The following is an 11,883-nucleotide window of genomic DNA, read 5'->3' as shown; positions in this document are numbered from 1 at the left end:
GCATCACCCAAACCTTGTAGGAGAACAGTCATGTCGATCAGTTACAAGTTCGGTGATGTGGATGCCCACGGCGCGATGATCCGCGCCCAGGCCGCCTCGTTGGAGGCCGAGCACCAGGCCATCGTGCGCGATGTGCTGGCTGCCGGTGACTTCTGGGGCGGCTCGGGTTCGGTGGCTTGCCAGGAGTTCATCACCCAGTTGGGCCGCAACTTCCAGGTCATCTACGAACAAGCCAACAGCCACGGCCAGAAGGTGCAGACCGCCGGCAACAACATGTCGAGCACCGACTCCGCCGTCGGCTCCAGCTGGGCCTAACCCTTCACCACGTAGAGGTCGAACACACCGGGCATCACGATGCCCGGTGTGTTTTTTGTCGAACCGGGAAATCGCTACAACGTTGGCCCCCAATGCCGTAGCGGACATCACGTCACTGCTGACTGCCTGCCGCGCTGCTCTGAGATCGAGCGGGGTGAGTAGGCGCCGGATGCGCGCCTATTCAGTCACCGCCACGCAAGCGCCGAGGACCGTCGTCGAGACGAAATTGGCGGCGTTGGCCAGATGGTTGTCGGTCGGGGCGTAGGTGGGCAACGCGGTGACAAACGCGCGACGATACTGGGCCGAGAGGTTTGCCAGGTCCTGCCAAACGGCGTTATCACTTTGCTTGCCAAGCTGTTCGAGCTTATTGGCGAAGGAGTTCATCACCGGGCCGACTGCGTAGTTGACCGCCTTCTGCTCTTTATTCCAGTACATCGACGGAACATTGGGATCCATCTGCTGCCACTCGGAGGTCTGCTTGCCGAACTCCTCCAAGGCCGCCTTCCAGTCGGAGCAAGTCGAGTTGTCGCTGGTGAGCATTGCTTGCGGGTTCGCGAGATTGCCCACCGGCGCGATGTCCGACGGCGGCGGCGCCGGCGACACCAGCGGTCCGCGGGCCGCCGCGGCACCGTCGCTGATCGCGGCACAGATTGCGCCGAGCGCGGACGAGGCGCTGTTCGCGGCACCGGCCAAATTATTGTCGGCCGGCGTGTATTTGGGGATTCGCTCGGAGTAGGCCCGCGCGTAGGCGATGAACTGCTGGTAGAGCTCGCGCATCACCCGATGCGGGGTCAGCTTGATCAAGCCGATCGTCTGCGCCGCAGCGCCGCGCATCGACTGTCCGGCCGCAATGAACTGTGCCCGCTGCTTCGGCGTCCACGCCGAAGCAGGCACCGATCGATCGCGGTCATTCCACAGCCCCTGACCACTGTTCGCCAGTGAGTTGTTGATCGCCGTCCATGCCGTGCAACTGGGATCGTCGGTGATCACCGCAACCGGGCCAGTGTCTTTCGCGCTGGCCACGTTGGCGGTCTCCTGACCCCCGTTATCCGAGCCGCCCTTGGGCCCTCCCGAATCTCCGCCCCCGAACAGCAATACCGCTGCGACGATCGTTGCCAAGACCGCGACCGCGGCCACCCCACCCATTGCCCACTTGAGATTCTTGCTGTCTTTTGGGCCGTCAGTATCAGACGTCACGATGGTCCAGCTTAAATGACAACCCACCCACCGCAGTCATATTGGCGACGGGCAAGGGGAGGCGATCGCAGTCGAAGGACGGCCTGCAAGAGGGGTTGACATCGACTCGAACATGCGTTCGAATAATGTATGCGGTGGGACCGCCAGAACATCGAGGTCGACGACGGCGCACTGCCCGGACTGGAGCGGATCGGTTTTGTCCGCAGCGTGCGGACGCCGCAGTTCGATGGCATCACGTTTCACGAGGTCTTGTGTAAGTCGGCGCTGAACAAGATTCCGCGTGCCGCCGCGTTGCCTTTCCAATACACCGTCAACGGTTACCGCGGCTGCTCGCACGCCTGCCGGTACTGCTTTGCGAGGCCGACCCACGAGTATCTGGATCTGGACTGCGGCAACGACTTCGACACCCAGGTCATCGTCAAGACCAACATCGTCGGCGTGCTGAGTCGCGAACTGGCCCGACGCTCATGGTGCCGAGAAACGGTCGCCCTGGGTACCAACACCGACCCGTACCAACGCGCTGAGGGCCGTTATGCATTGATGCCGGGCATCATCGGCGCGCTCGCGTCGTCGGGTACCCCGCTGTCGATCCTGACCAAGGGCACCCTGCTGCGCCGTGATCTGCCGCTGATTGTCGAAGCCGCCGGACAGGTACCGGTCAGCCTCGCTGTCTCGCTTGCGATCGGTGAACCGGAACTTCACAAACAGGTGGAACCCGGTACGCCAAGCCCACAAGCCCGCCTGGGATTGATCGCCGCGATCCGCGAGGCCGGCTTGGACTGTCACGTGATGGTGGCGCCGGTGCTGCCGTATCTGACCGATTCCGTTGAACACCTGGACGGGCTACTCAGTCAGATCGACGCGGCCGGGGCCACCGGTGTCACGGTGTTTGGCCTGCATCTGCGCGGCTCGACCCGCGGCTGGTTCATGTCGTGGCTGGGACATAGCTATCCGCAATTGGTCGGCCGGTATCGCGAGTTGTACCGGCGCGGAGCGTATTTGCCGCCGGAATACCGCGACGAGCTCCGCGCAACGGCTGCACCGCTGATCACCAAGTACGGGCTGGGCGGCGACACTCGGCGCTTCGGTATGACCCCGCCGCCGCAAGCCGTCGAAGCGTTACAGCCAACGTTGTTCTGAATTAGTTCAGGTCAGGTGCGTGGTAGGTGTCGCACTGGTTGGGGTCACCGGTCTGGTAGCCGGTGGTGAACCAGTGCTGCCGCTGCTCGGAGGAGCCGTGAGTCCATGACTCGGGGTTGACGCGGCCGGTGGCGGACTTTTGGATGCGGTCATCGCCGACGGACGCCGCAGCCGACAGCGCGTCGGCAATATCTTTGTCGCTCAACGGTTCCAAGAAGGGCACGCCGGTGCTTTCCTGCTTGGTAGTGGAGGCGTAGTGGGCCCACACCCCGGCGTAGCAGTCGGCCTGCAGCTCGGTGCGCACGCCGTTGCCGCCGGCGCCCTGCGCGCCCTGCTGAGCGCGGCCGAGTGAACCCTGCAGATTCTGCACGTGGTGCCCGAACTCGTGAGCAACTACATACTCCTGCGCCAATGGCCCACCGCTTGAACCGAATTGGGTGCGCAGCACGTCGAAGAAACCGGTGTCGAAGTATGCGGTTTGATCAACCGGGCAGTAAAACGGCCCGACCTCGGTAGTGGCGGCGCCGCAGGCGGTGCCGACCTGACCGGTGAACAGCCGGACCCGCGGGCGGGTGTATCCGCGCAACAGCTGCTTCCACACCGCGTCGACGGAGTTGCCGGTGGCGATCACTCGGCACTGCGCGTACTGGTTGGCATCGGCGCCGGTTCGGCACTTGCTCAGATCGAACCCGGGTGCGACGTCCTGGCTGGCACTCGGCGCCGGCAATTGGTTGACTACTTTGCCGGGGTCGACTCCAAGCAGCAAAGCCACAACGAGGAACAACAATCCGCCGAGTCCGCCGCCGATCGCGATTCCACGTCCGCCACCGCCGCCGGACGCCGACGTCGTGCTGGTATCGATCTGCATACCCTCGTTGAAGGTCATCGCATTCTCCGTCGCGGTGTATGGCGTAGCTCTCGAGAATTACTAGCCCGGCGAGATCAGCTTTGCACATTACGATTCAGGCGTGCCCGGGGTTGCCGAAGTTAGCGCTGTTGCGCGCACGTCCGCCGGCGATCTTCGCGGCACCGTCGAGGGCGGCGTCGCGGTCTGGCGCGGTGTGCCGTACGCGCAACAACCCGTCGGCGAGCGCCGATTCGCCGCGCCGGCGCCGCTCTCGCCCTGGACAGGTGTGCGCGATGTCCTCGAGAATGGCCCGCTGCCGTTGCAGAGTCGTTCGATGGTCGCGGGTGACCGCAGAGATCCGACGGTCCGCGACGAAGCCTGTTTGACGGTGACGGTGTGGTCGCCCGACGTGTCCGGCTCGCTGCCGGTGATGATGTGGATTCCGGGTGGTGCGTTCCTCAACGGCGCGGGCCAGCTACAGCTCTACGAAGGGTCGCGGCTGGCGGCGAACGGCCCTGTCGTCGTGGTCAATGTCACTTACCGGGTAGGGGTTTTCGGCGGTTTCGAGCTCGGCGACCTCGGCGAGGGATTTGACGACAACCTCTGCCTGCGTGACCAGATCGCGGCGCTGACTTGGGTGCGTGACAACATCGCGGCGTTCGGTGGCGACGCCGGCCGCGTGACAGTTTTCGGCGAATCCGCAGGCGCCACTTCGGTATTGGCACTGCTGGCCAGCCCGTCCACCGAAGGTCTTTTCGCCCAGGCGATTGCACAGAGCCCTGCTCTGCCGCTGATGGCCGACCGGGAGACGCGCGCCGAGCAGGCGCAGCGATTTCTCAGTCGGCTCGGGGTGTCGGCTGGGGCGTTGAAGACCATGCCTCAACGCGAATTGCGCCGCGCTGCAGGCGAATTACAGCTCGAAAGCGTGGCGACGACACCAACGCTGGCGCACGGCTTGACCTATGGGGTCGACCTGCTGCCGTTACATCCGATCGACGCAGCGCGGGCAGGCGCAACGGCTCGGATTCCATTGGTGATCGGCACGAATCGCCGCGAGGCCGCGCTGTTCGCCAGGGACAAGCCGCCGATGCTGCCGACGACGCCGGACAACGTGGAGCGCTGTTTCGCAGGACTAGCACCGGATACCAAAGCGCGGTTGCTCGCGGCTTATCCGGGCTATCCGCGGCGCCGTGCATTGGAGGACATCGGTGCCGACGCGATGTTCGTCGCCCCGACGCGGGCCTTCGCCGACGCCTACAGCGCGCTCGCGCCGACGTATGCCTACCGCTTCGACCATGCGCCCTGGACGCTGCGGGCGACCGGCCTGGGCGCGGTGCACGGGAGCGAGATCGTGCACATATTGCACACCTACGGCTCGCACTTAGGTCGACGGCTGCACCCCCTGGGCACCTGGCTGATGCCGGCAGTGGGCCGTCGGATGCAGCGGACCTGGCTGGAGTTCGCCGGCGCCGCCGGGTCCGATGTTCAACACTGGTCAAATGAGTGGCCCCGCTACGAGACCCGGCGCCGCGAGACCCGCATCATCAGATCTGGCTCAGATTCGAATCGGTATGATCCCGACGGAAACCGGCTCTCAGCATGGCGAGCGATCTGATAACCCGAACTAAACGGGTGCTGAGAAGAATAGTTGATCAAAATTTTGTTCATATCGGTCGCCGAAACCTGGGCTAGGTAGTAGTTTTGGCCCCTACGAGGAGGCCACGCCCAAGAAGGCCTCAACGAGAATGGGGGCCACGTGTCTCAAAAATCCGGCGGAATTTCTCAGCTTCCGCGTATGTATCTGTCCAGGCCAGCGGTCGTCCTTCCGGACACCGCTGTCGACAACGAGATGGTATTGTCCCGCGTCCGCGAGTCCTTCCGCGGGCCGGAATCCGAATGGGAGTCGATCGAACAAGGCGTCCAGTACGTACTTGGTCGATGTAACACCCAGGTCCGTTACATCGACCCGGACCAGACGCTCTCGCCCGGCGAGTTCGCGTCCCGCGCGGCGACTGCCTGCCTCTTCGAGAACGGCGTCGATGTGTCCGAGGTCGATCTTTTGGTTTACGGGGGCATTGCCCGCGAGAACTTCGAGCCCGCGACCGCGGCCGAGGTGGCGGGGCGCCTGGGTGCGACCCCACTGCACGCGTTCGACGTGACCTGCGCGTGCGCCGGTCTCGTCGAGGCGATACACGTGGTCGCCGGTTACTTCGCCTTGCACCCCGAGATCAAGACCGCGCTGGTGTGCGCGGGCGAACTCTGGCGCGACCGCGTCACCTATGACCTCCAGTCACTCGACGATGTCGCGAATCTGGCCGCCGGCCTGACGCTCGGAAATGCCGCTGCTGCATTCCTGGTGACTCGTGAGTCGCTGCCGGCGGGCAGCGCTCGGCTGCTGGGCTTCCAGCACAGGACCCTCTCCGAACACTACGATCTGTGCTCGGCGCCGGTCGACGGGCATTTCATCTCGCGCTCGAAAGAGCTGTTCGCGCTGTCGGTTCACGTGCTGCCGGAGATTCAACGTCTGCTCGCGGGTGCGGGATGGGCGGCCGAGGACGTCGACCACTACATCTTCCACCAACCGAGTCAGGCGATTCTGGAGCGCGTCTTCGGTGCACTCGGCGCGCGGCCCGAGGCTTGCGTACACACCCACGCCCTGTACGGGAACAGCGCCAGCACCTCGTGGGCGGTTGCGCTGAACCACCGGCTCAAGCACGGCACTGTCAACAATGGCGACAAGCTCGTGATCGCCAGCGCCGCATCCGGTTTCACGATCGTGTGCGCCTCGGCCGTGTGGGAGAGCTGAATGGGTCGTTACCTGCGCGTCTATGCGGTGATCGGCAAGACGTTCGGGTTGTGGTTCAAGCCTTTGGGTGCTTTCACACTCTTACAAGTGCGACAAGCTATTTCGGCGATAACCCTTGGGCTGGACTACGTTTTCTTCCCGCGACACCGCAAGCAGGCGATCGACCGGCCCATCTTCATCATCGGAAATCCCCGTAGCGGCACGACATTCCTGCACCGCTTCCTGCTGGGCGCCGGCGACATGGCCGCTCTCGAGTTGTGGGAGATGATGTTTCCGGCGATCACAGCCCGCAAGCTGCTCGGCGGCATCGTGCCGCGCCTGGACAAGCTCAACCCTGCGCAATATCACCCTTCGGACGTCCATGACACGAGCCTTCGCGGCATCGAAACCGATGACGTGGCATGGTTTTTCCGCACGATGGATGGTCCATTCGCCTGGGCGTATTTCACTGCGTGGCGCGACACCTGGGGCAGTGCGTTCTCGCGGCGAAATTTTGGAATCGACGGTGTGTCGGCCAAAGAGGAAAACCGGTTCTTCAAGTACTACGAGGCGATATGGCGGCGGAATCTGACCGCCAAGGGCGCCAACCGGATCCTGGTCAAGTCGAGCATGCTGACGTTCCGGCTGGACGCGCTACTGCGTCGCTATCCTGACGCCAAGTTGGTGTACATCGTTCGCGACCCAGTCGAGGTGATCCCGTCGGGGATGTCGCTGCTGGCGAGCGTGCTGGAGAACGGCTTCGACGCGTTCAACCGCACCAGCAAAGAGGACCAGGACAAGTGGCTGGAAAACCTCTACCAAGCCTCCGGTGACATGTTGCGATTTTTCCGCGACGCCGAGCTGGGCGGGCGCATCCCCGAGAAGAACGTGTGCGTCGTGCGCTACGAGGACCTGCTGCAGAACCTCGAGCCGACGATGGCTCGAATCCTCGATTTCATCGAGATCTCGCCCAGCGCCAAGTTCGAAGATGAACTGCGCCAGCAGGCGGAGAAGCAGCGCGGTTACACCAGCCGCCACCAGCATTCACCTGACAAGTTCGGGCTCGACCCCGAGCGGATCCGCCGCGACCTTGCCTTCGTCTATGACGCGTACGGACTGTCGAGCAAACCCGCCAACGCTTCGGCTGCGGCGGGCGACGCCCCGAAACACGAAGCCTAGAGCAAGCAGACACGGCTCTAGCCCGGCCCGTCACTGGCCGCGGCCAACAGCGGCACCAACACATCGCTGAGCGGCGTCGCAATGCCGTGGGTGCGCGCCTTGCGGATGATCACCCCGTTGCGGATGTCCCACTCCTGCGGGCGGGCGGCTTCGCGGTCGGCCAGCATCGAGGTGCCCATATCGGTGGGCGCTTGACGGAACATCTCCACGGTGCCGCCGGCGACGTCATCGCCCAACTGCGCGCCTTCGGCACGGGCGACTTCGAGGCATTCCGCGGCATACCGCTTCGCCAGTTCAGCCAGGTCGTCACGGCGGAACATGCCCGAGCGCCGACCGGTCAGCACCATCAAACCGGCCACCGCGTTGACCAGTAGCTTGCGCCACGCAGCCGTGGTGAAGTCGGGGTCGCAGTCGGCGGTGCCGCCGGCGTCGCGCCACAAGTCGGCGAACATGGTGGCGGCGGGGCCGGTCGGCAATGCCAGCCGGGCCTCCCCGCGCAATCGCACCCAGCCTTCGGGCTGAGTCTCCGCCGAAAACCAGACGATCCCGGGGACGACCGTCGACGACGAGCAGAGCGGCTGCACCTGCTCGACCTGCTCGACTCCGTTCTGTAAGACGACGACGATGGTGTCCTCATCACACAATCGGGCCAGCCAGCGCGCCGCCTCGGCGTTCTGGGTGGTTTTGACTGCCAGCAGGACCACCCGGACCGGGCCTTTTACCTCGGCAGGATCGGTGCAGACCGGGCCGGGCACTGTGATGGAATCGGCGCCATCAGGCCGCAATTCGATCTGCGACCGCGGCGTTCGGCCGCACACCAGCACTGCGTTACCGACGGCGTAGAGGTAGGCGGCGGCCGTCGTGCCGACGGCGCCCGGACCGACAACTGCAATATCCATGGTTATGCCTGAAATTACCGCCTCTAGACTGGGCTGTCGTTCCCACCGTTCGATGAGGAGTATTTGTGCTGCGCAGTCATGCCGCGGGTTCGTTGCGGGCCACCGACGCCGGTCAACAGGTAACGCTGGCCGGGTGGGTCGCGCGCCGTCGCGACCACGGCGGGGTGATCTTCATCGACCTGCGTGACGCCACGGGGGTTTCGCAGGTGGTGTTTCGCGCCGACGAGGTGCTGGCTCAGGCCCATCGCCTGCGCGCCGAATTCTGCGTCGCCGTCCAGGGTGTCGTCGAGATCCGTCCGGAAGGTAACGCCAACCCGGACATCGCCACCGGCGAGATCGAAGTCAACGCGACGTCGCTGACCGTGCTGGGGGAGTGCGCACCGCTGCCGTTCCAACTTGACGAGCCGGCGGGCGAAGAGGTCCGGTTGCGTTATCGCTATCTCGACCTGCGCCGTGACGGCCCCGGCAACGCAATTCGGTTGCGCTCCAAGGTAAATGCCGCAGCGCGGAGTGTGCTTGCCGCGCACGACTTCGTCGAGATCGAGACCCCGACGATGACCCGCTCGACACCGGAGGGGGCACGCGACTTCTTGGTGCCGGCCCGGTTGCAGCCCGGTTCTTTCTACGCGCTGCCGCAGAGTCCGCAGCTGTTCAAGCAATTGCTGATGGTGGCCGGCATGGAGCGCTACTACCAGATCGCCCGCTGCTATCGCGACGAAGATTTCCGCGCCGACCGTCAGCCGGAATTCACCCAGCTCGACATGGAGCTGAGCTTCGTCGACGCCGACGACGTCATCGCGATTTCCGAACAGGTGCTCAAGGCGGTATGGGCCTTGATCGGCTATGACGTTCCGCTGCCGGTGCCGCGGATCAGCTACGCCGACGCGATGCGCCGGTTCGGTTCCGACCGACCCGACTTGCGTTTCGGGCTGGAATTGGTCGAATGCGCAGAGTTCTTCTCCGACACCACTTTTCGAGTGTTCCAGGCACCGTACGTCGGCGCAGTGGTGATGTCGGGCGGTGCGTCGCAGCCGCGTCGCACGCTGGACGGCTGGCAGGAGTGGGCGAAACAACGCGGCCACAAGGGCCTGGCCTATGTGCTGGTCGGTGACGACGGGACGCTGAGCGGGCCGGTGGCCAAAAACCTGTCCGATGCCGAGCTTGACGGCCTGGCGGCGCACGTCGGCGCCCAGCCGGGTGACTGCATCTTCTTCTCGGCGGGTCCGGCGAAAGCGTCGCGCATGCTCCTCGGTGCGGCCCGAGACGAGATCGCGGACCGGCTCAACCTGATCGACCGGGACGCCTGGGCATTCACCTGGGTGGTGGATTTCCCACTGTTCGAGCCGGCCGACGAGGCCACTGCCGCCGGGGATGTCGCACTTGGCAGTGGCGCGTGGACCGCGGTGCACCACGCCTTCACCTCTCCCAAGCCCGAGTCGGAAGCGACCTTCGACAGCGATCCGGGCGATGCGCTGGCCAACGCCTACGACATTGTCTGCAACGGCAAGGAAATCGGCGGCGGCTCAATTCGTATCCACCGCCGCGACGTTCAGGAACGCGTGTTCGCGATGATGGGCATCGGTGCGGCCGAGGCGCAGGAGAAGTTCGGATTCTTGTTGGACGCGTTTACCTTTGGCGCCCCACCGCACGGCGGAATCGCATTCGGCTGGGACCGGATTTGTCAGCTGCTGGCCGGTGAGGATTCCATCCGCGAGGTGATCGCGTTCCCGAAGTCCGGCGGCGGTGTCGACCCGCTCACCGACGCCCCTGCGCCGATCACTGCCCAGCAGCGCAAGGAGTCGGGAATCGACGTGGTGCCCGAGGCGGCACGGACGCCCAAGGCTGCGCCGGCCAAACCGGAATAGACGCCGGCACCGGCGAGGTTGACCGGTCATGGCTCAAGAATTTCCCGACACCAACTCGATCAAGGCGTTCAACCAGACCGTTGCCGGGGAGTTCCGCGCCAACGACGGCAAGGTCGGCGGCCAGTTCGAGGGTGCCGACCTCCTCCTACTGACTACGACGGGCGCCAAATCAGGCCAGTCGCGAGTCTCCCCGCTGGCCTACTTCCGGGTCGACGGCAAGCTGATCGTCATCGGGTCGTTCGCCGGCGCCGACGTCAACCCGGGGTGGGTGCACAATCTGCGGGCGAACCCGTCGGCTCAGGTCGAGATCGGCAACGACTCCTCGGACGTGACCGCCCGCGAATTGCCGTCCGCCGAGCGCGACGACCTCTTCTCGAGGATCGCGGCTGCGTCTCCAGGCTTCGCCGGGTATCAGGCGAAGACGAGGCGGGTGATCCCGGTCTTCGAGCTGCAGCCGGCGAGTTAGCCGTGCCGGGTAGTTAGCCCGTCAACCGACTAACTGTCGCACCCGATCACGGGGCAATCTCGACACCCATCACGACGTGGTCACGTCGCCCGCGAACGGGTTAGTGCGGGACCAGCGACCACAGCGTTTGCAGCGTGCCGTGCAGCGGGTGCAGCAGGATGTTGACGATCTGGATCGGGAAGAGCTGGCCGTTCCCGCCGCATTTGGGCCACGCGCCGGGTCCCTGGGTGGCAACCACCCGGTTCGCGACGGCGATCTGCTGCTCTCGCGATGCCATTGCCGGATCGCCGATGCCGCCGTTGGCGGCCCAGGTAGACGGCTTGAACTGCAGCCCGCCGTAGAACCCGTTGCCGGTATTGGCATGCCAGTTGCCACCCGATTCGCACTGCGCAACCGCGTCCCAGTTCATGCCGTCCGCGTAGGCCACTCCAGTGGTCGGATTGACCAACAGCGTCATACCTAGGACGACGAACGCGGCTATCACCAGGTGCTTGCACAGCGTGCTCAGTAGCCCACCTAAATGACTCATTTAACACTTCTAACAAGCGCACGGTAAAAGAGTCAATGCATGGGACTTTAGTAATTCAGTGAGATTATTGATAACTCCGCGTTTTTTGTTGCTAATGATAATAGGAGTTAAAAAATTAGTCTACTGATGCAGTTTATAACTAGAGTGATATATGTGAATCAAGTTATCTAGTCGTGATATAGTGATTAGAGTGGTCTGTGATACTGCTGTTACTTGAGTGACTGATGAGGTGGCTCGGCGGAGTGCCGCGGCGTCACCTGGGTTCGCCGAGAAACTCCTGGACCAGGCGTTTTGGGGCCTGCGTCAGCCAAGCTTCGACGATCAACTCCCGCAGCCCGCGTTCGTCGATCGCAGCAAGCCTGACCAGCACGGCCGGATAACCGTCGAAGTGCGGAGTGGTGAAGTACACCGCGGGCTCGTCGGCGATCAGCGCGAACTTCACACCCTCGTCAGCCACGCGGACGCCGACGATGTCGCCTTCGGGTGCCTCGATCCCAAGTGCGGCCAGCGCCTCGTGGTCGGATCTGCGCAGCGGACGCTCCCAGGCGATCAGCTTCTTGCCGACCCGCCATTCGTGTGGCGACCGCTCGTCGGTGAGTGCCAGCTCTCCGACAACGCTGGCGACGTCGTCCCAGGTGGCCATGACCCATTGTGCTCCCGG

General features: G+C 64.2%; 12 protein-coding genes. 7 read left to right on the top strand and 5 right to left on the bottom strand.

The genetic code is table 11. The annotated features are described in order from the left end of the window. The first annotated feature begins 30 nt into the window (after positions 1 to 30). The gene (locus tag WAO18_RS04015) at positions 31 to 315 is read left to right on the top strand and encodes a WXG100 family type VII secretion target (RefSeq protein ID WP_422204073.1); all 285 of its coding nucleotides are present in this window, start codon (positions 31 to 33) and stop codon (positions 313 to 315) included. A 177-nt stretch (positions 316 to 492) separates the two neighbouring features. Here WAO18_RS04015 and WAO18_RS04010 read toward each other — a convergent pair whose 3' ends face one another. Then, entirely contained in the window at positions 493 to 1,305 is an 813-nt protein-coding gene (locus tag WAO18_RS04010) for a hypothetical protein (protein ID WP_422204072.1), read from the bottom strand. 336 nt (positions 1,306 to 1,641) lie between these two features. On the opposite strand from WAO18_RS04010, the gene WAO18_RS04005 reads away from it, so the two are divergent. Continuing rightward, positions 1,642 to 2,652, top strand: a complete 1,011-nt coding sequence (locus tag WAO18_RS04005) for an Rv2578c family radical SAM protein (protein WP_422204071.1) — start codon at positions 1,642 to 1,644, stop codon at positions 2,650 to 2,652. Between the two features lies 1 nt (position 2,653). Here the strand turns inward: WAO18_RS04005 and WAO18_RS04000 are convergent, their stop codons facing one another. Next, positions 2,654 to 3,538, bottom strand: a complete 885-nt coding sequence (locus tag WAO18_RS04000) for a neutral zinc metallopeptidase (protein WP_422204070.1) — start codon at positions 3,536 to 3,538, stop codon at positions 2,654 to 2,656. An 82-nt stretch (positions 3,539 to 3,620) separates the two neighbouring features. Here WAO18_RS04000 and WAO18_RS03995 point away from each other — a divergent pair, with 82 nt between their 5' ends. The 3 genes from WAO18_RS03995 (at position 3,621) to WAO18_RS03985 (ending at position 7,463) form a co-directional block, all read left to right on the top strand. Beyond that, positions 3,621 to 5,114 (top strand): carboxylesterase/lipase family protein, encoded by a 1,494-nt coding sequence (locus WAO18_RS03995; protein WP_422204069.1) that lies wholly within the window; start codon positions 3,621 to 3,623, stop codon positions 5,112 to 5,114. A gap of 180 nt (positions 5,115 to 5,294) precedes the next feature. After that, a complete protein-coding gene (locus WAO18_RS03990) occupies positions 5,295 to 6,305 on the top strand; it encodes a 3-oxoacyl-ACP synthase III family protein (protein WP_422204068.1) in 1,011 nt (336 codons plus the stop codon). Then, positions 6,306 to 7,463 carry a sulfotransferase family protein gene (locus tag WAO18_RS03985; protein WP_422204067.1) on the top strand — a complete coding sequence of 386 codons (1,158 nt, stop codon included), beginning with the start codon at positions 6,306 to 6,308 and terminating at the stop codon, positions 7,461 to 7,463. A gap of 17 nt (positions 7,464 to 7,480) precedes the next feature. On the opposite strand, the gene WAO18_RS03980 is transcribed toward WAO18_RS03985, so the two are convergent. Next, on the bottom strand, positions 7,481 to 8,362 hold the full coding sequence (locus WAO18_RS03980; RefSeq protein WP_422204066.1) for an oxidoreductase: 882 nt from the start codon (positions 8,360 to 8,362) through the stop codon (positions 7,481 to 7,483). A 65-nt stretch (positions 8,363 to 8,427) separates the two neighbouring features. On the opposite strand from WAO18_RS03980, the gene aspS reads away from it, so the two are divergent. After that, the gene (aspS, locus tag WAO18_RS03975; RefSeq protein ID WP_422204065.1) at positions 8,428 to 10,227 is read left to right on the top strand and encodes an aspartate--tRNA ligase; all 1,800 of its coding nucleotides are present in this window, start codon (positions 8,428 to 8,430) and stop codon (positions 10,225 to 10,227) included. A gap of 28 nt (positions 10,228 to 10,255) precedes the next feature. Then, entirely contained in the window at positions 10,256 to 10,693 is a 438-nt protein-coding gene (locus WAO18_RS03970) for a nitroreductase family deazaflavin-dependent oxidoreductase (protein WP_422204064.1), read from the top strand. A gap of 100 nt (positions 10,694 to 10,793) precedes the next feature. Here WAO18_RS03970 and WAO18_RS03965 read toward each other — a convergent pair whose 3' ends face one another. Both WAO18_RS03965 and WAO18_RS03960 read right to left on the bottom strand, forming a co-directional pair. After that, on the bottom strand, positions 10,794 to 11,222 hold the full coding sequence (locus WAO18_RS03965; protein ID WP_422204063.1) for a transglycosylase family protein: 429 nt from the start codon (positions 11,220 to 11,222) through the stop codon (positions 10,794 to 10,796). A gap of 253 nt (positions 11,223 to 11,475) precedes the next feature. After that, positions 11,476 to 11,865 carry an MmcQ/YjbR family DNA-binding protein gene (locus WAO18_RS03960; protein ID WP_422204062.1) on the bottom strand — a complete coding sequence of 130 codons (390 nt, stop codon included), beginning with the start codon at positions 11,863 to 11,865 and terminating at the stop codon, positions 11,476 to 11,478. Between the last annotated feature and the right edge of the window lie 18 nt (positions 11,866 to 11,883).

Origin of the sequence: Mycobacterium sp., assembly GCF_049278535.1 — a bacterium.
GTDB lineage: Bacteria > Actinomycetota > Actinomycetes > Mycobacteriales > Mycobacteriaceae > Mycobacterium.
This window is presented reverse-complemented; position numbering and strand designations above follow the sequence as displayed.

What these genes read in the sequence shown, in the direction of transcription:
- WAO18_RS04005 (WP_422204071.1), top strand. Translation starts at nt 1,642, where the DNA reads ATGCGGTGGGACCGCCAGAACATCGAGGTCGACGACGGCGCACTGCCC.
- WAO18_RS03960 (WP_422204062.1), bottom strand. Translation starts at nt 11,865, where the DNA reads ATGGCCACCTGGGACGACGTCGCCAGCGTTGTCGGAGAGCTGGCACTC.
- WAO18_RS03985 (WP_422204067.1), top strand. Translation starts at nt 6,306, where the DNA reads ATGGGTCGTTACCTGCGCGTCTATGCGGTGATCGGCAAGACGTTCGGG.
- WAO18_RS03980 (WP_422204066.1), bottom strand. Translation starts at nt 8,362, where the DNA reads ATGGATATTGCAGTTGTCGGTCCGGGCGCCGTCGGCACGACGGCCGCC.
- WAO18_RS03965 (WP_422204063.1), bottom strand. Translation starts at nt 11,222, where the DNA reads ATGAGTCATTTAGGTGGGCTACTGAGCACGCTGTGCAAGCACCTGGTG.
- WAO18_RS03990 (WP_422204068.1), top strand. Translation starts at nt 5,295, where the DNA reads ATGTATCTGTCCAGGCCAGCGGTCGTCCTTCCGGACACCGCTGTCGAC.
- WAO18_RS04000 (WP_422204070.1), bottom strand. Translation starts at nt 3,538, where the DNA reads ATGACCTTCAACGAGGGTATGCAGATCGATACCAGCACGACGTCGGCG.
- WAO18_RS04015 (WP_422204073.1), top strand. Translation starts at nt 31, where the DNA reads ATGTCGATCAGTTACAAGTTCGGTGATGTGGATGCCCACGGCGCGATG.
- WAO18_RS03970 (WP_422204064.1), top strand. Translation starts at nt 10,256, where the DNA reads ATGGCTCAAGAATTTCCCGACACCAACTCGATCAAGGCGTTCAACCAG.